Annotated in this window: 19 protein-coding genes and 2 tRNA genes; 15 read left to right on the top strand and 6 right to left on the bottom strand. The window is 65.8% G+C overall.

The genetic code is table 11. From position 1 onward, the window contains the following. The first annotated feature begins 52 nt into the window (after positions 1-52). The 4 genes from ACREB7_RS05255 to ACREB7_RS05240 all read left to right on the top strand — a co-directional run bounded on the left by ACREB7_RS05255 (position 53) and on the right by ACREB7_RS05240 (position 3,338). Positions 53-1,465, top strand: coding sequence for a M28 family peptidase (locus tag ACREB7_RS05255; RefSeq protein ID WP_431591248.1), 1,413 nt, complete (start codon positions 53-55; stop codon positions 1,463-1,465). A 145-nt stretch (positions 1,466-1,610) separates the two neighbouring features. Further along, entirely contained in the window at positions 1,611-1,886 is a 276-nt protein-coding gene (locus ACREB7_RS05250) for a hypothetical protein (protein ID WP_431591231.1), read from the top strand. Between the two features lie 190 nt (positions 1,887-2,076). Next, positions 2,077-2,153: transfer RNA gene (locus ACREB7_RS05245), tRNA-Pro, on the top strand. Positions 2,154-2,429: 276 nt separating this feature from the next. After that, entirely contained in the window at positions 2,430-3,338 is a 909-nt protein-coding gene (locus ACREB7_RS05240; protein ID WP_431591230.1) for an alpha/beta fold hydrolase, read from the top strand. On the opposite strand, the gene ACREB7_RS05235 is transcribed toward ACREB7_RS05240, so the two are convergent. After that, positions 3,328-4,254 carry a LysR substrate-binding domain-containing protein gene (locus ACREB7_RS05235; protein ID WP_431591229.1) on the bottom strand — a complete coding sequence of 309 codons (927 nt, stop codon included), beginning with the start codon at positions 4,252-4,254 and terminating at the stop codon, positions 3,328-3,330. The genes ACREB7_RS05240 and ACREB7_RS05235 overlap by 11 nt on opposite strands. Positions 4,255-4,361: 107 nt before the next feature. Between ACREB7_RS05235 and ACREB7_RS05230 the strand changes: the two genes are divergently transcribed. From ACREB7_RS05230 to ACREB7_RS05205, 6 genes are all read left to right on the top strand, one after another. Next, the gene (locus ACREB7_RS05230; RefSeq protein ID WP_431591228.1) at positions 4,362-5,597 is read left to right on the top strand and encodes an amidohydrolase family protein; all 1,236 of its coding nucleotides are present in this window, start codon (positions 4,362-4,364) and stop codon (positions 5,595-5,597) included. Then, positions 5,594-6,757 (top strand): MFS transporter, encoded by a 1,164-nt coding sequence (locus ACREB7_RS05225; protein WP_431591227.1) that lies wholly within the window; start codon positions 5,594-5,596, stop codon positions 6,755-6,757. Before ACREB7_RS05230 ends, ACREB7_RS05225 begins: the two co-directional genes overlap by 4 nt. A 121-nt stretch (positions 6,758-6,878) precedes the next feature. After that, a complete protein-coding gene (locus tag ACREB7_RS05220; protein ID WP_431591226.1) occupies positions 6,879-7,664 on the top strand; it encodes a HalD/BesD family halogenase in 786 nt (261 codons plus the stop codon). Between the two features lie 63 nt (positions 7,665-7,727). Continuing rightward, on the top strand, positions 7,728-9,986 hold the full coding sequence (locus ACREB7_RS05215; RefSeq protein WP_431591225.1) for a TonB-dependent receptor: 2,259 nt from the start codon (positions 7,728-7,730) through the stop codon (positions 9,984-9,986). Between the two features lie 26 nt (positions 9,987-10,012). Then, positions 10,013-11,281 carry a M24 family metallopeptidase gene (locus tag ACREB7_RS05210; RefSeq protein ID WP_431591224.1) on the top strand — a complete coding sequence of 423 codons (1,269 nt, stop codon included), beginning with the start codon at positions 10,013-10,015 and terminating at the stop codon, positions 11,279-11,281. A 2-nt stretch (positions 11,282-11,283) separates the two neighbouring features. Beyond that, positions 11,284-11,916 carry a discoidin domain-containing protein gene (locus ACREB7_RS05205; protein ID WP_431591247.1) on the top strand — a complete coding sequence of 211 codons (633 nt, stop codon included), beginning with the start codon at positions 11,284-11,286 and terminating at the stop codon, positions 11,914-11,916. Between the two features lie 51 nt (positions 11,917-11,967). On the opposite strand, the gene ACREB7_RS05200 is transcribed toward ACREB7_RS05205, so the two are convergent. Further along, a complete protein-coding gene (locus ACREB7_RS05200; RefSeq protein ID WP_431591223.1) occupies positions 11,968-13,116 on the bottom strand; it encodes a winged helix-turn-helix domain-containing protein in 1,149 nt (382 codons plus the stop codon). A gap of 134 nt (positions 13,117-13,250) precedes the next feature. Next, the gene (locus tag ACREB7_RS05195; protein ID WP_431591222.1) at positions 13,251-14,801 is read right to left on the bottom strand and encodes an MBOAT family O-acyltransferase; all 1,551 of its coding nucleotides are present in this window, start codon (positions 14,799-14,801) and stop codon (positions 13,251-13,253) included. Positions 14,802-14,987: 186 nt separating this feature from the next. Between ACREB7_RS05195 and ACREB7_RS05190 the strand changes: the two genes are divergently transcribed. The 5 genes from ACREB7_RS05190 to ACREB7_RS05170 are packed head-to-tail and all read left to right on the top strand — an operon-like array spanning position 14,988 to position 19,653. Next, positions 14,988-16,217 (top strand): hypothetical protein, encoded by a 1,230-nt coding sequence (locus ACREB7_RS05190; protein WP_431591221.1) that lies wholly within the window; start codon positions 14,988-14,990, stop codon positions 16,215-16,217. Further along, complete coding sequence (locus ACREB7_RS05185; RefSeq protein WP_431591220.1) at positions 16,214-17,125, top strand: class I SAM-dependent methyltransferase; 912 nt, start codon at positions 16,214-16,216, stop codon at positions 17,123-17,125. The genes ACREB7_RS05190 and ACREB7_RS05185 overlap by 4 nt, the downstream gene beginning before the upstream one ends. 13 nt (positions 17,126-17,138) lie before the next feature. Then, entirely contained in the window at positions 17,139-17,378 is a 240-nt protein-coding gene (locus ACREB7_RS05180; RefSeq protein WP_431591219.1) for an acyl carrier protein, read from the top strand. Between the two features lie 2 nt (positions 17,379-17,380). Further along, positions 17,381-17,791, top strand: a complete 411-nt coding sequence (locus tag ACREB7_RS05175; protein WP_431591218.1) for a MaoC family dehydratase — start codon at positions 17,381-17,383, stop codon at positions 17,789-17,791. Continuing rightward, positions 17,788-19,653, top strand: coding sequence for an HAD-IIIC family phosphatase (locus tag ACREB7_RS05170; RefSeq protein WP_431591217.1), 1,866 nt, complete (start codon positions 17,788-17,790; stop codon positions 19,651-19,653). The genes ACREB7_RS05175 and ACREB7_RS05170 overlap by 4 nt, the downstream gene beginning before the upstream one ends. Here ACREB7_RS05170 and ACREB7_RS05165 read toward each other — a convergent pair. From ACREB7_RS05165 to ACREB7_RS05155, 3 genes are all read right to left on the bottom strand, one after another. Further along, on the bottom strand, positions 19,650-21,128 hold the full coding sequence (locus ACREB7_RS05165) for a M20 family peptidase (RefSeq protein ID WP_431591216.1): 1,479 nt from the start codon (positions 21,126-21,128) through the stop codon (positions 19,650-19,652). The genes ACREB7_RS05170 and ACREB7_RS05165 overlap by 4 nt on opposite strands. A 56-nt stretch (positions 21,129-21,184) precedes the next feature. After that, positions 21,185-21,259 (bottom strand) — tRNA-Ile (locus ACREB7_RS05160). A gap of 52 nt (positions 21,260-21,311) precedes the next feature. Beyond that, a complete protein-coding gene (locus tag ACREB7_RS05155; protein ID WP_431591215.1) occupies positions 21,312-22,328 on the bottom strand; it encodes a polysaccharide deacetylase family protein in 1,017 nt (338 codons plus the stop codon). Positions 22,329-22,346: the final 18 nt, after the last annotated feature.

Raw genomic sequence — 22,346 nt, 5'->3', positions numbered from 1 at the left:
CGGCTTGGCAATCGACGCTTGCGCGGGGCGGACGGGTGGTTACGACAGCGGCATGAAAAACAGCCTCCGCACCCTCGCCCTCGCCTCGGCCGTACTCGTCGCCGGCAGCGCCGTCGCCATTCCGCCGCCGCCGCCGCCCACCGCGACCGAACTCGCGCAAAGCGGCGACGATCCCGCCTGGTCGATCACCGAGGATCTGACCACCGAGATCGGCCCGCGCATGGCCGGGACCGAGGCCGAATCGGCGGCGCGGCGCTGGGCCGTCGCGCGGCTGCAGGCGATGGGTTTCGCCAATGTCCGCGAGGAACAGTTCGACATGCCCGTCTGGGTGCGCGGCGAGGAAGAAGCATCGCTGGTCGGCCCCTTCCTGCCGCAAAAGCTCGCCATCACCGCGCTCGGCAACAGCGCCTCCACGGGCGCGAAGGGGATCGAGGGGGATATCGTCTATTTCCCGAGCTATGACGCGCTGGTCGCAGCGCCCGAGGCGCAGGTGAAGGGCAAGATCGTCTTCATCGACCACCAGATGGAGCGCGCGCAGGACGGCAGCGGCTATGGCCAGTACGGCCGCGGCCGTTTCATCGGCGCCAATGCCGCGTCGAAGAAGGGCGCGATCGCGGTGGTGATCCGTTCGATCGGCACCGACAATCATCGCACCCCGCACACCGGCGGCACCAATTTCGAAAAGGGCGTGACGCCGATCCCGGCGGGGGCGCTGTCGAATCCCGACGCCGACCAGCTGGTGCGCCAGTGGCAGCGGACGCTGCGGATGCGGACCAAGGAAACGGCGTTGGGCTATACGCCCGAACCGCTGCGCCTGAAATTGCTGCTGACCCCGAAGCAGGTCGGGCAGCAGCATTCGGGCAATGTGATCGCCGAAGTGCCGGGCAGCGACCCCAACGCTTCCCCTGTCATCATCGCCTGCCACCTCGACAGTTGGGACCTTGGCACCGGGGCGATCGATGATGGCGCGGGATGCGGCATCATCACCGCGGCCGCCAAGCATGTGATGACCGCGCGCCAGCCGCGCCGCACGATCCGCGTATTGTGGGCGGGCGCCGAGGAGGTCGGGGTGTTCGGCGGCAAGGCCTATTTCGAGAAGCACGGGACCGAGAAGCATGCGGTGGCGCTCGAATCCGATTTCGGCGCCGACCGGGTGTGGCGCGTCGATTTCAAACTGCCCGCGAGCGCCAAGGCGCTGGAGGACCGGATCGCCGCCGAGCTGTCGGCGTTCGGGATCGTGCGCGGCAAGGAGCCGGCGGGCGGCGGCGCCGACATCGGCGCGCTGGTCGCGGCGGGGGTTCCCACGCTCGACCTGCAGCAGGACGGGACGCGCTATTTCGACCTGCACCACACTCCCGATGACACGCTCGACAAGATCGACCCGGTCCAACTGCGGCAGAATGTGGTGGCCTGGACCGCGACTCTGGCGATTCTCGCGAACAGCAGTGACGCGGAACTGCCATGAACTCAACCAAAAAGGTAGGATTTCCGCCGCGCCCGTTCCAACTCAATTATTTTTGTTGACGATTGTTACGGAACGGCTAAATCCCGCCGCTCGCGGGACGGGAAAGTTCCCCATCGCGTAAAGGCATTTTAGGGAGCCACACATCATGAAGAAATTTGCTGCTATCGCCGTTGCTGCCAGCATGTTCGCCCTCGCCGCTTGCGGTGAAAAGGCTGCTGAAGAGCCCGCCACCACCGAAGCTCCGGCCGCAGACGCCGCTGCTGAAGCTGGTGCCGACGCGACCGCCGCTGCTGCTGACGCGACCGCCACTGCCGCTGACGCGACCGCCAAGGCCGCTGACGCGACTGCCGAAGCCGCTGCTCCGGCCGCTGACGCCGCTGCCGCTCCGGCCGCTGCTCCGGCTGAAGAAGCCAAGAAGTAAGTCCCAGCCCTTCGGGGCATAGGACTGAACCGAAAGAGGCGGTCTTCCCCAGGGAAGGCCGCCTTTTTCGTGGGCGGTACCCGGGTTCAGCGGCGGATGGCCGGTCGTCCCGGCGCGCACGCTCAAAACCATCATCCCCTCGCCTTTCCGCTTGCCCTTCGGTGGCGGCAAACCTAAGGCGACGGCGGTTCGGGGAGTAGCGCAGCCCGGTAGCGCGCCTGCTTTGGGAGCAGGATGTCGCAGGTTCGAATCCTGTCTCCCCGACCACTATCCAAAAACTTGGCCAACCGGCCTCTATTTGCACCGGCCTTCAGTCAAAGGCCGATGGCAGACGGTCCGCTTTTTTCTGAATATTATGGCAAGCAGACGAACGAAACTTGCCGATCCGCGGCACGGGTGCCCGCGCGGGGACATCAAGCGCGTCGCCCACACTCGCCGCCGCTTGCATAGCCTGTTGTCATGCATGCATCTGATCTTTGCGGTCGCCATGGATCGCCTTCCTTCCTAATCGCTGGAACGACCGATTTTCCGGAGAGAGACGCCATGCCCTTCCGCCAGCCGCACCATCTCGTCGTCGCGCTTTGCCTTGGCCTCGCCGCGCCCGGGCCTGCTTCCGCGCACGAACCGGCCTCGCCGGATCCGCGCAGCGAGATCGTCTATCATGTATCGATCGGTGCGCCGGGCGAGGTCCCGCTCGTGGCCGTCAACGGCGGCCCCGGCTTCGATCACAGCTATCTCGTCAACGAGCCGGTCTGGAAGGAGATGTCCGCCCGCCGTCAGATCATCTTCTATGACCAGCGCGGCACCGGAAAATCGCCCCCCGCGCGAAGCCCCGACGATATGACCGTCGACGGCATGGTCCGCGATCTCGAAGCGCTGCGGCAGGCGTTGAAGGTCGAGCGGATCGACCTGCTCGGCCATTCGTTCGGCGGCATAATCTCGATGGCCTATGCCGCGCGCTACCCCCGGCATGTCGCGCATCTCGTGCTGGTCGGATCGGGCGCGGCCAAGCCCGCCGAACATGAATTTCTCTTCGACAAGCTTTATCCGGATATCGTCGCCACCATCCCCCCCGACTCCAGTCCGGCGGGTCAGATGGGATGCATCGCGATCGACGCCTATGACCGCATGTCCTATTACGATCAGCGCAATCGCGCCCTGGAAAGCGGCGACCCCGGCACCTTCTCGCAGCAGGTCTGCACCGAGGTCATGCTCGACGCGATGAAGGTCGACCTTTACCCTGCCCTCGCCACGCTCGATATCCCGACACTCGTCATCAACGGACGCTTCGATGCGAATGTCTCGCCGACCGTCGCCTACAAGATCAGCCAGACCATTCCCGGCGCCCGGCTGGTGTATTTCGAGCGCAGCGGGCATTCGCCGCAGGTCGAGGAGCCCGAGAAGTTCGCCCTCGAGGTCGAGCGCTTCCTGGCCGGCAGCGTCAGGAGATAGCGGCGACCGTCGGCGGTTGGGGGTTCGCCAGCACTTCGATCACCGCCTCGATCACCGCCTCGGCGGCATCCGCGCGGTGAACGACATAGAAGGCGTGGCCCGAGGTCATCGACCGGTTCGCCAGGCGCACGAGCTGGCCGGTTTCCAGATAGGGATCGACGATGCCGCGCCAGCCGAGCACCACGCCACGTCCTGCGAGCGCTTCCTGGAGCATCGGCGTATAGGCGCTGAACATCGGGCCGTGCTGCGATGGCGCGATGCCAAGATCGCCGAACCAGTCGAGCCAGTCGACACGGCCCTGGGCATCGGGAGCAAAGTGCAGCAACGGCGCTTGCGCCCATGCCTGCGGGCTATCTTCGGCGAGCCCCGGAAACTGCGCCAGCATCGCCGGCGCGCAAACCGGGAAAACTTCCTCCTCGAGAAGTTTGCGGTGGCGGAGGCCGGGCCAGTCGGACGGTTCGCCATAACGGATCGACAAATCCACCTCGTCCGCATCGAAGCTCTGATAGGTGTCGGAGGTGATCAGGCGGAGCTGCGCCTTGGGCAGCACAGCGCGCAGCATGCCGAAGCGGGGCATCAGCCAGTCGTGCGCCATCGCATAGGTGCAGGCGATGGTGAAGCTGTCGGCTTCGCCGCGCCGGCGACGAATGGCCTCCACGCTGTCGCGAATGCGGCCCAGCCCGGACAGGATCGCATCGGCCAGCGTTTCTCCCGCCCCGGTGAGCGCAAGACGGTTGCCGCTTCGCATGAAGAGGGTGACACCAAGGTCCGCTTCGAGGTTCGAGACGTGGCGACTGACCGCCGATTGCGCGATATTGAGCTCGGCGGCCGCGCGCGTGAAGCTGCGGTGACGCGCCGCCGCCTCGAATACCGCGAGCGCGTTGAGCGGTGGCAGGGACTGGCGCAGACTCCTCATCGCCTTTGCATATCAAAAAGGCATCGAGTGTCCACATTTCTCTTGTTACGGGACGGCTCCGCCGCGCCTAGGCTATCCGCCTTCTGGCCAGACCGATGGGGGACAAGTTGACCATAATCGTGTTCGAGAATGCCCGCGTGTTGAACGAAACTGCGGACGGTTATCGCGAGGATTGCCATGTGGTGGTCGAAGACGGCCGGATCGCGGCGGTCGATACCGGTCCGGCGCGCGTCGTCGATGCCGATATCGTCGACGTGCGCGGCGGCGCACTGCTCCCGGGCCTGATCGATGTCCATATCCATGCCAGGCTTTCCAGCGCCAATGCGGTCCAGCTTCTCGATCATCCGGCAACCTATTCCTCGGCCCATGCCGCGCGGATGCTGCGGCACGCGCTCGATTGCGGATTCACCAGCCTGCGCGATGTCGGCGGCGGCGACCAGGGCCTGGCGCAGGCGATCGAAGACGGGCTGATCCCGGGACCGCGTTTCTTCTATGCCGGCCGCACGCTGTCGATGACCGGCGGTCACGGCGACATGCGCCCCAGCCATGAGGATGTCGAGCCGTGCGGATGCAGCCGGATGAACATGATCGCGCATGTCGTCGACAGCGCCGACGCGGTGCGCCGCGCCGCGCGCGAGGAATTGCGCATGGGCGCGCATTGCATCAAGATCATGCTGTCGGGCGGTGTGCTTTCGCCCACCGATCCCATCTGGATGCAGCAGTTCACCGATGACGAGGTGCAGGCGGCGGTCGAGGAGGCGACGCGGTGGCGGCGCTATGTCGCGGCGCACGCCCACACGGCCGAAGCGGTGAAGCGCGCCGCGCAGCTCGGCGTGCGGACGGTCGAGCATGCGACGCTGATATCGTCGGAAGCCGCCGACGCGCTGCGCGAGTCCGGCGGCTTCGCCGTGCCCACCCTGTCGGTCGTGATGGCACTGACCGAGCGCGGCGCGGCGCTCGGTCTGCCCGCCGCAGCGGCGGCGAAGGCAAAGGAAATTTCTCATCTCGCCATGCAGGGTTTCGAGACCGCATGGCGCGCCGGCGTGCCGCTGGGTTTCGGCACCGATTTGCCCGGCGATGTATTCGACATGCAGGCGCGCGAATTCCTCTATCGCCGCGAGATCCAGCCCGCTGCCGCGATCCTGCGATCGGCGACCCTCACCGGCGCCGACATATTGGGGCGGCCCGACCTCGGCCGTATCGTTCCGGGTGCCACGGCGGACTTGCTCGTCGTCGATGGCGACCCGCTCGAGGATATTGCGCTGCTCGCCGAAGATGGCCGGCGCCTGCGCACGATTATGAAGGCGGGGCAGTTCCACAAGCGCGAGCCCCGGTCGGCATGACGGCACATATCTCGCCCGCCGACTCGCCGACGACTTTCGTTTCGACGCCGCCCGCTGCGACAGGGGCGGCGATCTATCTGGGCGTCGCGGCGGCAACGCTGCCGGCGGTCCTGCCGGTCATGGTGGGCGTCTTCGCGGATCGCTTTGGTTATGGCGTGGCGGGAGCGGGCACGATTGCCGCTCTCAACATGGCGGGAATCCTCGTCGGCAGCCTGCTATGCCCGCTGATCACCGCGCGTTTCGGCTGGGCTGCCGTCGTTCGTGCCGCTCTCGCCGTGATGATCGCCGGCAATTTGCTGACCATGCTCGACGGTCATTATGGCTATGTCGCGGCGACACGCGTCCTCTCGGGGCTGGGTGAAGGCGTCGTCGGCGGCATCTGTTATGCAGCGATGGGCCGGTCGGCACGCCCCGAGCGCAGCATCAGCATCTATTTCGCGGGTCAGTCGATCGTCGGCATGGTCGGCATGGGCAGTTTTGGCTGGATCGCAGCGAGCCTGGGATGGCCATGGCTTTTCCTGATCCTGTCCGCGATCGCCCTTCCCGGCTTCTGGCTTGCCCCCGTCATCGGCAGGGCGCAGCCCGCGTCAGAGGGCCCGCGCCGGGGTCGCCTGTCGGCCAACCCGCTCGTCATCGGGGCGCTGGCGTGCATCCTCCTCTATTTCATCGGCATGGCCTCGTTATGGCCGTTTCTCGAACGGATCGGCATCGGCAAGGGTCTCTCGCCCGGGACTGTCGCCTTTGCGCTGTCGGCATCGGCTTTCGGCGGTCTCGCGGGTTCGCTCGCCGCGAGCCTGGTGGCGGGTCGCTTGCCGCGAACCGCCGGCCTGTTGTCGGGACTCTGCCTGCTTGTCGCCGGGGTCGGCGGCCTCACCTTCCTCCCCGGCACCGCGCCCTTCATCCTGTCGGTCGGCCTGTTCGCCTTCGCCTGGCCCTTTCAATATGCCTTTCAGTTCGGCCTGCTGGCGTCGGTCGACCGCGACGGGCGGCTGATCGCGCTCACCCCGGCGATGACGGGGGGCGGCCTGGCCATCGGGCCGGCGATCGGCGGACTACTGCTCCAGAATCTGTCGCTGGGCGCCGTCACCGCCTTTTGCTTGCTGTGCGTGGCTGTCGCCGTCGCCGGGACGATCAGTCTGCGCCCCCGATCGACGGACTGAGGAAAATCCTTCCATCACATTTCGAGATGCTAACACAGAAATACTCTGCTGGCGGGCAGCGTTTTGCATGCGATTATCTCATGGAGCGGATTTCTTCCGACCGTCTTTGTCAGGAGCCTTCATGTCGATCGTCAACGCCACGCTATATCCCTTGTCCGATCCCGATCATCGCACCGCGATCGTCGGCAGGGCCGCCAGCCAGCTCGGGGAGGATGGCGCCGCCGCCTTCCCCGATTTCATAGCGCCCGCTGCCCTGGCCGACATGGTGGCCGAGGCCGCAGCGAAATTCCCGCTCGCCTATCGCCGGGACCAGCGGCTCGGTTTCAATCCGCAGGGGCCGATCGCGGACATGGCCGATGAAGAGCTGCGCAGCCGCACCTCGCCCTATTCGATGTGGATATTGGGCTCTGACCTTCTCGATCCGGCGGGTGCGCTGCGCCGCTTCTATGAATCGGAGGAGTTGATGTCGCTGGTCCGCGACGCGCTGGGCATCGACAGCCTTCACACGATCGCCGATCCGCTCATCAACATCAACCTCACCTACATGGGCGTCGGCGACCAGCAGGGTTGGCATTTCGACGACAACGACTTCGTCGTCTCGCTGTTGTTGCAGGAGGCCGAAACGGGCGGCGCATTCGAATATGCCCCCGGCGTCGACGATGCGCCGCCGGAGGATATCCACGCCATTCTCGACGGCGCGTCGCCCCGAACCCGGCTCCAGAAGGTCGGCGCGGGCACGTTGTTGCTGTTCCGCGGCCGCCGGGCGCTGCACCGGGTGACCGAGGTAGCCGGAAGCACCCAGCGGATCATCGCGCTGCTCAGCTACCATCGCGAGCCCGGCTTCATTTACGCCGACACGGTCAAGCAGAACGGGCTCGGCCGCACCGAGGTGCTCGCGGCGCGGTAAAGCCGGTCCCCCGCGCGGGCGGGGGTCGATACCAAAACAAGAAGATATTCGAGAGGGATTGATATGTTGAAGCGGACCATGATGATTTCCTTGCTGACGGGCTGCGTCCTTGCCCCGCCGGCTTATGCGCAGACCGAAGCCGGCACCGAGGACGGATCGAGCGGCGATATCGTCGTCACCGCCCAGCGCCGCGAAAGCCGGCTGCAGGACGTGCCGCAGGCGGTGACCGCCTTTGGCAGCGAGACGCTCGAACGCCTGGCGATCCGGGATACCGAAAGCCTGGCTCGCAACACGCCGAGCCTCACCTTCACCCCGGTCGGTCCCGGCGAATCCAATGTCGGGCTTCGCGGCCTCAGCACCGACCTCGGCCTCGCGCCGGCGGTCGCGGTCTATATCAACGACACGCCGTTCGATTTCCGGACCGACGTCTACAGCGGCACGCCGAGCATCGATTTGTTCGACATGCAGCGCGTCGAGGTGCTGCGCGGGCCGCAGGGCACGCTGTTCGGATCGAGTTCGACCGGCGGGACGATCCGCTACATCACCAACCAGCCCGACCCGTCGGGCTTCGCGGCGCATGGCGAAGCCATTGTCAACAGCGTCAAGGGCGGCGGACAGGGGTATGGCGCGAAAGCCGTCGTCAACGTGCCGATCTCGGCCAACGCCGCGCTGCGGGTGACCGGGACATATGAGAAGATCGCCGGCTATGTCGATCGCTACGACGGGACGCTTGCGGGCTTTTCGGCGCCGCAATCGAATGACAGGCTGGTCGAAAAGGACGCTAATAGCGCCGAAATCTTCGGTGTCCGCGCCGCGGTACGGCTGGAAGCCGGCGACGACCTCACCCTCACCCCCAGCCTGTTCTTCCAGCGCATCAACGGCGACAATCCGATGGCGACGCAAACCAACCTGCCGGGCTTCGGCCGCGCGAGCGCGATCGGCGAGGAGCCGTCGCGGACCGACCTGTTCGTCGCCAATCTGACCATCGAGAAAAAGCTTGGCGATCTCGACCTGGTTTCCTCAAGTTCCTTCCTGCGCAAGAAGGCGGACTCGCTGCACGACTATAGCTTGCTCAGCTATAATATTTTCGGCGAATTCGCCCCATTCGGCAGTCGAACACCGGGGAAGGCGGACACCTATGCGCAGGAATTGCGACTGACCTCGTCGAACAGCGGTCCGTTCAACTGGATCGCGGGCCTCTATTTCAGCCACACCGATCAGACACTGGGCGAGGATTTCGAGGGGCAGGCCTTTTCCGATCTGCTCGACGACCTGTTCGGCCCTGCGGGTGGGCCCATCGGACCCAACAGCTATAATTATCTCCAGAAGACGTCCGAGCAGCAGATCGCGGGCTTCGCCGAAGTCAATCTCAAGGCCACCGACAAGCTCGAACTGATCGCCGGGGTTCGCGTCTATCAATTGAAGAACACGCTGGAGGCGAGCTGCCGGGAAGCCATCCCCGGCGTCCTGTGCGGCGCCGACTCGCCGCGCGGCACGGCGAAGACGACAAGCGCGAGCCCGCGTTTCACGGTGAAATATCAGCCCATCGACAACGCGACGCTCTACGCCACCGTCTCGCGCGGTTTCCGGGCCGGCGGCGCAAACGCAGCGATTTCGCCGGCGCTCGGATGCGGGCTCGCCGAAGCCGCGGGCCAGGTCTTCGCCCCCGATTCGGTCTGGAATTACGAGGTCGGGGCAAAGGTCGAGACCGCCGACCGGGTGCTGACCCTAAACGGCGCCGCCTATCGCATCGAGCAAAAGGGTATCCAGCTTTCGATCCCGGACCCTTGCGGCATCCAGTTTTTCGCCAATGCCGGCGATGCCCGCATCGACGGCGCCGAACTGGAAATGAGCCTGCATCCCTCGCTCAACATCACCATCAGCGGCCAGATGAGCTATACCGACGCCCGGTTCTCGAAGGTCCCCGTCGATTTCGGCACGTCGGCGGGCTATGCCGAGGGCGACCCGATCCCCGAAACCCCGCGCTGGAAATTCTCGCTTTCGTCCGAATTGCGCCATCCGGTCAGCGACAGCTGGGAAGCCTATGCGCGGGCCGCCTGGCAACATGTCGGAAAGACGCCCTTCGGCATCGACGGCGCGCTCACTTCGGGACGCTTCCGCCCGGCGTATGATATCGCGAATTTCGACATCGGCGCCGAGGGCGACACGCTCGACATCAGCCTGTTCGTCCGCAACGCCTTCAACAAGCGCGGCATTCTCGGTATCGGTTCGGGTGCGGTGAGCACCATTGCGGGAGTGTTTGAAAATGTGACCTATGTGACGCCGCGAACGATCGGCCTCACCCTGCGCGTCAAGGGCTGATCGGCTGCTTCTCGGGGAGACGGAATGTGACCGGCAACAATTATTTCCCGCGCGAGGAATATGAGGCGCGCTGGAAGCGGGTGTGGGACGCGATGCGCGCCAAAGGCTATGACCATCTTCTCGTCTGGTCGCGCGGCGCCGGATCCTATGACCGGCTCGGCAATGGTCTCTGGCTCACGAACTTCGCCAACACCGGCACCGGCCAGGATTGGGCGGATGACGTCCAGATGGGCGCCTGGACCTTTTCGGCGGTGCTGTTCAGGGACGGCCGCGCGCCCGAACTGCACAGCGCGCAGCCGCCGCAAGAAACCGAATATGCCAAGGCCGTTTGCGGAGAGCTGATCGTCCACGAGCCGAGCCTGATCACGGGACTTCCCGAATATTTCCGCAAGCAGGGCATCGAAGGGCGCGTCGCGGTGGTCGGCGACGACGTGCTTCCCGGGCTTTACGACCGGCGCCTGCGCAGCCTGACCCCGCAGATCGAATGGGTGACCGACGAATGGTTCCTGCTCGAGCCCCAACGCGTGAAGTCGAAGCGCGAACAGGAGGCGTTCCGGACCGCCGGCGACATCACCACCCATGCATTGGCAGCGGGCATGGATGCGCTGATCACCGGTGAAAGTTCGGCGGAGGCCGCGGCGCGCACGGCGATGGAGATCATGCGGCGCGGCGGCTGTTTTTCGCGCATCGACATGCATCACGGTGCGCATGCCGAGCGCTTCCTGCTCGGCGACATGCTGTACGGTTACGACACCAGCGCGCCGAACAAGGGCGATATGGTGCGCGGCTGGATTCAGGGGCCGATCTTCCAAGGCTATTGGCTCGATCCCGGCCGCACCGCCGTTTGCGGGGGCCGCCCGACGAAGGAGCAGCGGCATATTTTGGAGGGCGCGACCGAGGTGTGCCGGGCAATCATCAAGGCGATCCGCCCCGGCGTCACCCCCCGGCAGCTCGGCGTGATCGGCGAAAAAGCGGCGTCGCGCTACGCGGGCGACGGAATCGACCTCAATCTGGGGATTTTCGGCCACCAGATGGGCACCTTCTATGGCCCGCATCTCATCCCGGTAGGCGACCCCGGCCCGCTGGACGAGGTGAAGGAAAAGCAGAGCCCATCGGCGAACGAAATCATGGTCAAGGAATATGAAAAGATCGACGAGCCCTATGAGCCCGGCATGCTGATTGCGGTCGAAGCCTTTATGAAACATCCGGGCGTGGGCATCAGCGGCCTCGAAGACCATGTCCTGGTGACCGCAGACGGCTGCGAGCAGATAACGAATACGCCATCCTATCTTTGAAGATGGCGCGATCGGCGGACGCCAGCTCTTCTTGCGGGACCCATCTTTCTTCTGAGGAACGAGGAATGCCAACGAACCGGCGACAATTTATCGCACGATCCGCGATCGGCGGGCTCGGCCTGGTCGCTGCGCCGCTTCTGCCGACGCAATCGGCGCGCGCGGGGGCGACGCGCCTGCCCGCCGATGAACGACGGATCATCGCCTCGATCGCGCGCTATTACCGGCTTGCACCCGAGGATGGCGAGCAAGGGGGCGGTTTCAGTTGGCTTCAGGTCGATCTGGGCGCCAGCCGACCGATCGACGCGATCCGCTTGCGCCCGCCCGAGTCCGACAGCGGGACAGGACACGGGTCGTCGATCCATTTCTGCATCGACGGTTCGGATGATCGGGATTTTGCAGAAATGCGGCCGCTCGCCAACTGGCGCGCCGAGCATTCGGCCGACCCCGCGAGTTTCCTGGCCCGCTTTCCGCAGAAAGCCGTGAATGCCCGATACATCCGGCTGAGCGCGAGCGCCGCCCTCCCCTATGGCGGCGCGCTGTTGCCGTCCGGACTTGCCACAATGGAGATCCTGACGGGCGGCACGACAATGTCTGTCGCGGTGCGGCGTCGGGACGCCAAGCGCCGTCGCGGCTGACGGCTCGCCGGTCGACGTCCATGCGGCGCCACGTTTCCCGCTGCGCCCCGATCAGGCCAATTTCTGAAATTGTTCGAACCGGCCCAGCGCAGCCTCGATCCGGCTTCGCAGGCCCGGCATTTCCGGGACGAGCCAGGTCCATTTCTGGATCGCCAGCGCGCCGGCCTTGCGATCCATCTTCGTGTCGATCGCGGCGATGACCCGATCGCCGACAAGCACCGGAAGCGCGAAATAGCCAAGCACCCGCTTGGCCGCCGGAACATAGGCCTCGAACCGGTGATCATGGCCGAAGAGCGCCGCGAGGCGCTTGCGCTGGATCACCAGCGGATCGAAGGGCGACAGGATATGAACCCGCCGCGTCCGTTCCAGGGTAGCACCCTCGTCGAGCGCGGCGGGCGTAGCCCAGTGGTTCGCACGCGCCAGGCCTGCAATCTCGATCGGCACAACAGCGCCGCTTGCGACGCGCTCGGCAACCAGCCGCGCCACCGCCGCCTTGGCCGGCGCGTCACCATAGGTCATGCTCTCCAGGCTGACGACGCCCTGTGTGCGCAGCCCCCGATCGAGCAGATAGGCCGCAAATTCATCCGGCGTCGCCGCCGTGACGGGCTCGGTCCAGCCAAAATGCCGGTCGGTCAGTTCGTAGGATTTTACCATCCCGGTCCGGGCGCTGATGGTGAGGTCGCCGACCCAGAAGCCATAGTCGAGCAGGCGCTTCGAAGGCTTCCGGCTCGCCCAGGGGTGCCGCTTCTCCTCCAGCTTCTCGTCATCGATGTCGCGCAGCGAAAGCGGCCCCTGATCGCGGATACGCGCAAGCATCGCGGCATAGGCGTCGGGGTCGACCCGGCCATGAAACGGATGGGCCTTGCACCGGCGGGCCGCCATCGCCGGAACGAAGAACCGGTAGTCGCTGGTCGGCACATAGGCGAGCGCATGGGTCCAATATTCGAACGCGGATTTCTCGCCCGACTGCACGGCGGCGAGCGACGTCGTCCGATATCCGGGGATCCGCGACCACAGGATGTGATGATGGCAGCGTTCGATGACGTTGATCGTATCGATCTGGACATAGCCGAGATGCCCGATCGCCGCAGCGACCGCCGACGGCCCCGCGCCAAACGGCGCTTTCTCATCGAGGCGCTGGGCGCGAAGCCATAACCGCCGCGCATCGGCCTGGCTGATCCCGACGATTTTTCCGCCCATAATATGCCCCTGACGTCGCCTGACCGACAACGCTTAGAGTCGAAGTGCGGTGGAGGCTATGGCGAGTGTCAACCTGACGCTTGTGGGCGGTTGCGGCCATCGCCAAAGAACGGAGCCCACCGGATCGGCGCGGGTCAGAACCCCGCGTAGAGGAACGGCGAAACCTGACCGATATGATAGAGACACACCGCCACCAGCGCCGCGAAGAATAGCGCCCAAGGCCAGGTGTCGCGCCACGCCGGGATCGTGCGGAACAGGCTGTAGCTTTCGTTGTCATAGGGCAGCAGCGCCGGTCGATAGCGCCGCATCAGTTCGACGCTGTTGGGCAGCAGATAGATGATCGCAAAGGCGAAGACGATCAGCCCCGCATATTTGGCGAGCGCCGACGGCAACGACCCGTCGCCGGCGAACAGCAGCGTCAGCAAATCCCATGCCGCCGCCGGCGAAGCCGAACGGAACGACGCGAAGGTCAGCATCATGGGGACCAGAAACAGCGCGCGGCCGAGGAAGCGGCGGAGCGTCGACGATGTCATTTTGCGCCAGCGTTTCCAGGCCTTTGTCGCACGAACTTCGGTTTCGATCACATACCAGATGCCGTGAATCAGGCCGAAGATCAGAAAGGTTTGCGCCGCGCCGTGCCACACGCCGATGACCTCGAAGTTGACCAGCAGCGGGATCCACAGCGACAAGGGCCTGGCCAGGGCCCGGGGCAGGCGGCGGCGCAATGCGAAGCGCGTTCCCCACAGCGACAGCGGCGTGAACAGGAAGCGCGCGATCACGCGGGTCAGCGTCATATGCCAGCGCCGATAGAAATCGACGATCCCGACCGCCTTCAGCGGCGAATAAAAATTGGCGGGATAGCGGATGCCGAACAGCAGCCCGATACCGAGCGCCATGTCCGAATAGCCTGAAAAATCGAAATAGAGCTGAGCATAATAAGCGGCAACGCCCCACCAGGCGTCGCGCGCGCCCATCGCGGGATCGATCGGCAGCGTGTCGAAAACCAGCGACGCGGGAATCGCGAGATTGTCGGCGATCGCGAGTTTCTTGAACAGACCGATGGCGATCAGCATTAGCCCCGCGACGATGTTGGCGCGGCGCACGCGTCCGAACCCCGTGGCGGCAACCTGCGGCTGAAATTCCTTGAGATAGGTGATCGGGCCGATGACGAGTTGCGGGAAGAAGGTCACGAACGCGGCATAGCGGACATAGCGTGCGACCAGCCCGGCGCCGTGACCAAGGAAGGCCTTGACGCTTTCCTCGCGAGCATGGGCGTCGGCGAGGAAGGCAGCCTGGTGGAAGGTGTAGAAGGAAAGGCCCGCCGGGATCGCGATCGCCCAAAAACCGCCGCGGTCGCCGATGTCGACGATCCCCGAAAAGATGCGATATTTGAACCAGCAAAGCAGCAGCAGGTTGAAGACTTCGCCTGCGATGAACAGCGAGCGCCGCGCAGCGCGCCGATCGTCGTCCATCCGGATCAGCAGCGTGCCGATCGCGAAATTGACCGTGACCGACGCCGCAAGCAGCACAAGGTTGAACAGACCGTGCGGCGCGTAGAAGATGAGCGATGCGGCGAGCATCACGCCCATGCCGACATTGGCGCCGAACCGCCCCGCCGCCAGATAGAAGATCAGGCACGCCAGCGGCAGGAACGCAAAGAGAAAGAGGGGATCGCTGAAAACCAAGTGCCGCCTGCCCCTTCCCTCGCCAGTCGGCGGCTATCTTACGCCCCGCCGCGTTGCAACGCCCGAGTTCGGTCCGTAAAGCCGCGATCGGCATTTGCCTCCATGACGCCGCAGCGATAGGGCGGGAGCTGCCGACCGGACCGCGCCGCAAACAAACGGGTTCGGGGCGGATTTTCAGGGGCGCCGATGGGCCGATCTTTTCCTTCTTCCGGTCGCGGCAGGCGCCGTTGGTGGCGCAGTCCCGCCGCGGTCGTCGCGGCGTTGGTTCTTGCCGGTTACTGGGCGATCGCGGCGCTCGTCATCGGCTCCGACGTGCGCGACATCTATCCCTGGGGCGTCGAACCAAGGCTTGCCTCCCGCCATCCGCTGAACGCCTCGATCGACCTGTTTTCGGTCGCCGCGAAAGATCGCGCCTCGAATTTCATCCTCGTCGGCGGATCGACGACGATGCGCTATACGCCCGAGCAGCTCGAGCGGAGCTTTCCCGGCGCGCACAACGCCTGGAACCTCAGCTATAGCGGCAGCCGCCCCGTCGATCGCGACACGCTGCTGCGCCTGCTCGCCGAATCCGGCACGCCGCGGCGGATATTGGTCTCGCTCGACTGGTCCTATGCCCTCGATCCCGATGAGATGCGGGCGGGGTTCAGCGCCTATCTCTATGACCGTTCCGCTCTGAACGACCTGAAGATGATCAACCGCGATACACTCGGCGCGATCCGGACCCTCGCCCGAACCGGTCGTCTCGGCATCGCGGCAAAACAGCCGCAGGCCGGGCGCGGAAGCCGCTGGCAGCTCTGGCATTCGCCCGCGCGGCTCACCGCAATGCGCCGGTCGATCGCGCTGCACAACTCGAAGCTGGCGACGGCGGGGCGACCGGGTTGCGATGCGCTGGCTCCGCTCGCCGACCAGTTGGTGCCGATGCTGAAAAAGCTCGCGGCCAGGGGGAACCGGATCGACCTGTTGGTGCCGCCCTATTCGCCGCTGATCTATTATCCCGTCGCCGGTTCGCGCGACCGCTCACAGGAAACGGGCGATGGTTTTTTTGCCGACCAACTGCTGCTCCGTCGCTGCGCGGTGACGATGACCGCCGATATTCCGGGCGTGGCGGTCTGGGCGCCCGACCGCGACCTTTCGTTGATCGCCGATTTCGACGGGTTCGACGATCCGGGCCATCTGGGTGACGCCGCGTTGCTGACCAAGACGCTGCAGGCGGTCGGGGACGAGCGCTATCGGCTGACTGTGGCCAATGTCGGCGCCTATATCGACGCGCTGCGCGCCTTCACGATGACCTATCGCCTGCCCCCGCCCGCACAACAGCCGAACGACCGCGTGGCTTTCGCCGACCCTCGCTTGTCGATAGGACGGCATCCGGAAACGCGGCCGCGTTTCGCAGGGCAAGGGAATGATATTCGGTGATTCCCGACGGCTATCCGAATCTGTCGCGCGCGATTGCGATGCAGGTCGCCGCATTTCCCGAACATGAATCCTATCTGGCGCGGCGCTTTGCGGGCGAGAATGCGGCGGCGCTGACCTTTGCCGACGAGTTGGCGGCGGTGATCGAACGCCTGTCCGGCGACGAACTCGCCACCGTCTATCGCGATTATCGCTGGCTCAGCGATATCGTGCTGGAGGAAGAGATTTTTTTCCGCCGCCATGGTCGGTACCGGCTGACGCGCTTCGCCGATGCCGTCGAGCAGGTCTATGCCAATGCGCCCTATATGGCGCGCTATATGAACGGGTTGCTCGCATCGCAATTATGGTGGCGCAACCATAGCGAGGTGATGCGCTATTTCCGCGATGCCTTCATCGCAGGCCATGCGCCGGGCGCTTCGCACCTGGAGGTCGGGCCGGGGCATGGGCTGTTGCTGGCGATCGCCGCGACGGCGCCGGGCCATGGCCTGTGCGAAGGCTGGGACATCAGCGATGCGTCGCTAGCCCATTCGCGCGAAGGACTGCGCCGGCTGGGAATCGCGGACGAAGCGGTGGCGCTGCGCAAGATCGACATCTTCGACGCGCCCGACGCGCAGTTCCAGTCGATCGCCTTTTCCGAAGTGCTCGAACATCTCGAAGACCCGCTCGCGGCGCTGCGGGCGCTTCACCGCCTGCTCGCGCCGGGCGGACGCCTTTTCGTCAACGCGCCGGTCAATTCGCCCGCACCCGACCATCTTTATCTTTTTCGCGCCCCCGAAGAGGTCGAGGACATGATGCGATCCGCGGGCTTCATCATCGAAGGCAGCCTGTTCGCTCCCTGCACCGGCGCGACCCTCGATCGCGCGCGCCGCTTGACCCTGACGATTTCGGCGGCTGTGATCGGCACCAGATGATGGAGACCTTCCCTTGAGCGAGACTCTGACCAAGATTGCCGATGTCATCGCGGACCTGTTCGACGATCATGCGGACGCCGTCACGCGCGAGACATCGGCCGCCGACATCGAGGATTGGGACAGCCTCGCCAATATCCAGCTGGTGGTGATGGTCGAACGCCAGTTCGGCATCCAGTTCGCGACGAGCGAGATCCAGAGCTTCCGCAATGTCGGCGATCTGGTCGACGCGGTCGACCGCAAAAGGACGGCGTGACGATGGACATCGCTGTCGGCGACCGGATCGCGCATGATTTTTCCGTCTCGGCGGACGATATGCGCGGGTTCGCGGCGCTGTCGGGCGACACCAGCCTGGTGCATGTCGATGCCGATTTCGCCCGGGCGCGCGGGTTCGACGATGTCATCGTCTATGGCGGGCTGATGCTCGCGCAACTGTCATATGTCGTCGGCATGAAGCTGCCCGGACCGACGGGGACCTCGACGCGCTGGACGATCGATTATCGCGGCCCACTCTATGTCGGCGAGGCCGCGACGATCGAATTTGAGGTTGTCGGCGTCTCGCCGGGCACCGGGCTGATCGATGGGAAATACCGGATTCGCACGGCGGGACGCCTGATTGCAAGCGGCACGACGCAAAGCCTGATGCCGACCGATCCGGACCGGCCATGACCGACGCCGCGACGATGCTTTGGCGCGCGCCGATGCCCGCAGACTGGACCGAGCGGGCGAAGGCGATGACCGCGCGGTTGAAGGCCGGCGCGATAGACGATGCGTCGGAAGCCGAAATCGAGCTGCGGCGGCTCGCCGGGTGCCGGCTCACGCCGTCGGCGGAATTGCAGATGCAGCGGCTGGCGCACGCCTATGCGGCGGCGAACCTGCCGGCCGAACATATGCGGCGATTGCGCATCGGGCTGCTCGGGGCAAACACGCTAAGCTTTCTCGCCGCTCCGCTGGCGGCCGCAGGTCCGGTGCGCGGCCTGATCGTCGACGTCGTCGAGGCGCCTTACGACCAACTCGCGCCCTTCGCTTACGGCGCGGCATCGCCGTTCAGCGACGATGCGCTCGATGCCGTAGTGGTGGTGCTCGACGCCGACGCCTTCGGTAGCGGTGACGATGCGGCGGCGCTGATCGATGCGGTGGCGGCGCGAATCCGTTCGCTCGGCGCGACACCCATCGTCGCGACCCTCCCCGCCCCCGCCGCGATCGCGATGAGCGGCGACCTGATGACCGCGACGAGCACGCGGCGGCGGGTCGCGACGGTCAACGACCATATCGTCGCCCGCGCGGCGCAAGGACGCTGGCGCGTCTGGGACATGGACGGGCTCGCGGCGCGGGTCGGCTATGACCGCTGGCACGACCCGGTGCGCTATCATCTGGCGAAAATCCCGTTCGCGGTCGATCTCGCGCCGCTTGCCGCCGACCATCTGGCGGCGCTGCTCGCCGCGATGGCGGGCAAGGCGCCGCGCGCGGCCATCGTCGATCTCGACAATATGCTGTGGGGCGGCGTGATCGGCGACGACGGGGTCGAGGGCATCCGGATCGGCCAATACTCGGCCGAGGGCGAGGCCTTTGCCGCAGTCCAGCGCCATCTGCTGGCGCTGCGCGAACGCGGTATCGTGCTGGCGGTTTGTTCCAAGAACAGCGACGCCGCCGCGCGCCAGCCGTTTCGCGATCACCCCGACATGCTGCTGCGCGAAGAGCATTTCGCGCTGTTTCAGGCCAATTGGAACGACAAGGCGAGCAATGTGCGGGCGATCGCCGACGCGCTGCGGCTGGGCGAGGACGCGCTGGTCTTCATCGACGACAATCCCGCCGAACGCGACCGGGTGCGGCAGCAATTGCCGCTCGTCCTTGTGCCCGAAATGGGCGACGATCCGGCCTATTATCCGCGCTTGCTGCTCCAGTCGGGGCTGTTCGAGCATCTGCCGCTGACGCCCGACGATCGGACGCGCGCCGAAGCCTATGGCGCCGAGGCCCGGCGAGTTGCGGTCCGCGACCAAATCGGCAGCTACGACGACTATCTGCGCTCGCTGGGCATGGCGATGACGATCCGGCGCTTCGATGCCGTCGGCCTGCCCCGTATCGCGCAACTGGTCCGCAAGTCGAACCAGTTCAATTTGCGGTCGATACGGTACAATGAGGCGCAGCTCGGCGCGCTCGGCGACAGTCCCGACCGATTATGCTGGCAGGTGCGGCTGACCGACCGCTTCGGTGACCATGGGATGATCGCCGTCGTCATCGTCGATACATCGGACGAAGCGTGGTTCATCGACAGCTGGCTGCAATCGTGCCGCATATTGGAGCGCGGCGTCGAGGCGGCGATTATGAACGCGTTGGAAGCCGCCGCGACGGCGGCGGGCGCGGTGCGGATCATCGGCGAATATTTCCCGAACGCTCGCAATGCCCTGGTCGCCGATTTCTATCCGCGCATGGGGTTTGCGGCGCGAGGCGATGAAGAGGGGCGGTTCGCCCTGGAACTCGCCGCCCGCGCACCTCGATCGGTGCAGATCGCGGTCGATATCGCGCCCTAGCCCGCCGAGGTCGCGATCAGCCGCGCGTAGAAATCGATCATACGTTTGAAGCTGTCGATCGCCATATGTTCGTTGGTGCCGTGGATCATCGCCGATTCCTTCAGCGAGAAATGCATCGGCATGAAGCGATAAACGTCCTGCGACACCCCTTCCATGCTGCGGCTGTCGGTGCCCGCGACGACGAGGATCGGCGAAAGGACCGCGCCCGGCGCATCGGCGCGCGCGGCGGCGGCGACCCATTTCCAGCCCTGCGAGCTGGTCGACGACACGCGCGACGGTTCGCGCGGGGTGCCGACCCAGGCAAGATCGACCGGCAGATCGCCGACCGCCGACCGCGCGCGCGCCATGACGTCACTTGAGCGATTCCACGGCGCGATGCGATAGTTGATCAGCGCATTGGCCGATTGCGGCAGGACATTTTCCTTGGGGCTGCCCTGCAGCATCGTCGGGGCAATGGTGGTGTGAAAGGCGGCGGCGCTCGACGGCGCCGATTCGAGCTGGCGCCTCAGCAACGGCGAAAACAGCCATTGGTTGGCGACCGCCATGCGGGTGTTGCCGCCCTTGGCCGCCGCGAGCGCGTCGAGCATCGAAGCGCCGGGGCCGCGCACCTCGAGCGGGAAGGGCTTGTCGGTGATCGCGGTGATCGCGCGCGCGAGGGTGCCGACGCCGGTTTCGGCGGGGGGCATCGAGCTGTGCCCGCCCGGCGCGTTGGCGGTGACCTTGAGCGTCGCATAGCCCTTTTCGGCAATGCCGATCAGGATCGCGGGGCCGCCGATGACGGGGGTGTCGGTGAGCACGAGGCTGCCCTCGTCGAGCGTGAAGATCGCCTTCACCCCCTCGGCTTTCAGCTTGGCGGCGGCCGCGACCGCGCCGGTGCCACCGGCCTCCTCGTCATGGCCCGAGACCAGATAAATGCCGCGCTTGGGTTTAAAGCCCGATCTGGCGAGCGCCTCGATCGCCTCGAACAACCCGATCAGAGAGCCCTTGTCGTCGACGGTGCCCCTGCCCCACACCGCATTTTCGGCGATCGTCCCGGCGAAGGGCGGATATTTCCAGTCCTTCTCGGTGCCCTCGGTCACCGGCACGACATCCTGATGCGCCATGACGATGATCGGCGCGAGCGCGGCGTCGCTGCCCGGCCAATGATAGACGAGCGTCTTGTTCGGCAGGATCGTCCGCGTCATCGCGCCGTGCGTCGCGGGATAAGAGGCCGCGAGCCAGGCGTGGAGCCTGTCCCATTCGGCAAGTTCGTTGTCGGCGACGTCCTGGTGCGAGATCGTCCGGATCTGCGCGGCGGCGCTCAGATGCGCGACGGCGGCGTCGAGATCATAGGCGGGCACGGCGGCGAGCCGGACATCGCTGCCGTCGGCGATATCCGCCGGCCTGAACGTCGCGGTGCGGACCGCCACGGTTCCGGCGATCACGGCGACCACCGCCAGGCCGCCGAGCAGGATCGTTCGTTTCTTCAAGATCATCGCTCCCCGATATTTCGGCGCATTGGAGCGGGACAGGTTTCAATTTGCAAGGGAAATGGTGGGCCCGGCAGGACTCGAACCCGCAACCTAGCCGTTATGAGCGGCCGGCTCTACCATTGAGCTACAGGCCCCCGAGGGGATCGACGCCCGATAGCGGAGGGCGGCGAGCCTTGGCAAGCGCGATCAGGCCGCCGGGCCGTGCCGTTGCGCCATATCGAGAATCTCGGCGGCCGTGGTCGGCGCGACCCCGCGCTGCGCCAGATGCGCGAGCACGACGTCCCACCAGCGATAGAAATCGGCCAGATCGGCGTCGGTCCGGACATAGGGGGTGTTGCCCGGCTGCAGCGACGGCGAATGGAAGGAGAAGTTGAGCACCGGCAGCCGCGCGTCGATCGCAATGTCGATCGCCTGGCACGCGCGGTCGGCGGGAATCCCCTCGGGCGTCAGCGCGATCCGTTCGGCGAGGCCGAGCCGCGCCAGCGCCGCATGGCTGTTCGACGAGGTCCGATGATAGAGCCAGCCCCCGGCGCGCCCGAGCAGGCCGCCGAAGACGGTGGTTACCGGCAGTTCGAGGAGCGGCGCGCCACCGGTTTCGACCCACCAGGGGTTCAGCGGCATCGCGCGATAATCGGGGCCGTGGCCGGGACGGTAGTCGAAACCCGACCGCACCGACGTGTCGCAGCGAAAGCCCAATTCCGCCAGCATCGCGGCACTGTCGGGGCCGAGGCCGTAGCGGCCGGCGCGATACACCGTCGGCGCGGCGCCGAAACGGCCGGCGATCGCATTGCGCAGCGCGGCCATCTTGGCGCGCTGCAAATCGGGCGGCAAATTGCCGGTATAGCTGTTGCGCTCGTTCACCTCTTCGTCGTGCGGCGGGGTGACCCAGGGGTGGAGTTGGGCGCCGATCTCGCAGCGCCCGGCGGCCCGCGCCGCGCCCAACAGGGCGACCGCGCGGTCGTCGGCGACGATCGGCCAGTCGACCAGATAGATGGGCGCCACGTTCGCGGCCTCGAAATAGGCCTGGCAATCGGCGAGCGCCGGGACCGAATCGAGCCGGTAACCGGTGCGCGCAAAGGGCGCGGCCCAGTCAAAATCCTCTTCGGTATCTACGGTCACCCAGAAACGCGGCGCTTCGTCCGGTCGCAGCTGGACCAGATCCGACGCCGATGGCGGTCTCAACAGATTGCCCGCCCGATGCACCGAGCTTGTCCCCCGCAC

Origin of the sequence: Sphingopyxis sp. (genome assembly GCF_050725615.1) — a bacterium.
GTDB lineage: Bacteria > Pseudomonadota > Alphaproteobacteria > Sphingomonadales > Sphingomonadaceae > Sphingopyxis.
The sequence above is the reverse complement of the archived record's forward strand: the minus strand, read 5'-3'. Positions and strand labels throughout refer to the sequence as shown.

Coding starts and splice junctions, on each gene's coding strand:
- ACREB7_RS05255 (WP_431591248.1), top strand. CDS start 53: ATGAAAAACAGCCTCCGCACCCTCGCCCTCGCCTCGGCCGTACTCGTC.
- ACREB7_RS05250 (WP_431591231.1), top strand. CDS start 1,611: ATGAAGAAATTTGCTGCTATCGCCGTTGCTGCCAGCATGTTCGCCCTC.
- ACREB7_RS05240 (WP_431591230.1), top strand. CDS start 2,430: ATGCCCTTCCGCCAGCCGCACCATCTCGTCGTCGCGCTTTGCCTTGGC.
- ACREB7_RS05235 (WP_431591229.1), bottom strand. CDS start 4,254: ATGAGGAGTCTGCGCCAGTCCCTGCCACCGCTCAACGCGCTCGCGGTA.
- ACREB7_RS05225 (WP_431591227.1), top strand. CDS start 5,594: ATGACGGCACATATCTCGCCCGCCGACTCGCCGACGACTTTCGTTTCG.
- ACREB7_RS05220 (WP_431591226.1), top strand. CDS start 6,879: ATGTCGATCGTCAACGCCACGCTATATCCCTTGTCCGATCCCGATCAT.
- ACREB7_RS05215 (WP_431591225.1), top strand. CDS start 7,728: ATGTTGAAGCGGACCATGATGATTTCCTTGCTGACGGGCTGCGTCCTT.
- ACREB7_RS05205 (WP_431591247.1), top strand. CDS start 11,284: ATGGCGCGATCGGCGGACGCCAGCTCTTCTTGCGGGACCCATCTTTCT.
- ACREB7_RS05200 (WP_431591223.1), bottom strand. CDS start 13,116: ATGGGCGGAAAAATCGTCGGGATCAGCCAGGCCGATGCGCGGCGGTTA.
- ACREB7_RS05190 (WP_431591221.1), top strand. CDS start 14,988: ATGGGCCGATCTTTTCCTTCTTCCGGTCGCGGCAGGCGCCGTTGGTGG.
- ACREB7_RS05175 (WP_431591218.1), top strand. CDS start 17,381: ATGGACATCGCTGTCGGCGACCGGATCGCGCATGATTTTTCCGTCTCG.
- ACREB7_RS05170 (WP_431591217.1), top strand. CDS start 17,788: ATGACCGACGCCGCGACGATGCTTTGGCGCGCGCCGATGCCCGCAGAC.
- ACREB7_RS05165 (WP_431591216.1), bottom strand. CDS start 21,128: ATGATCTTGAAGAAACGAACGATCCTGCTCGGCGGCCTGGCGGTGGTC.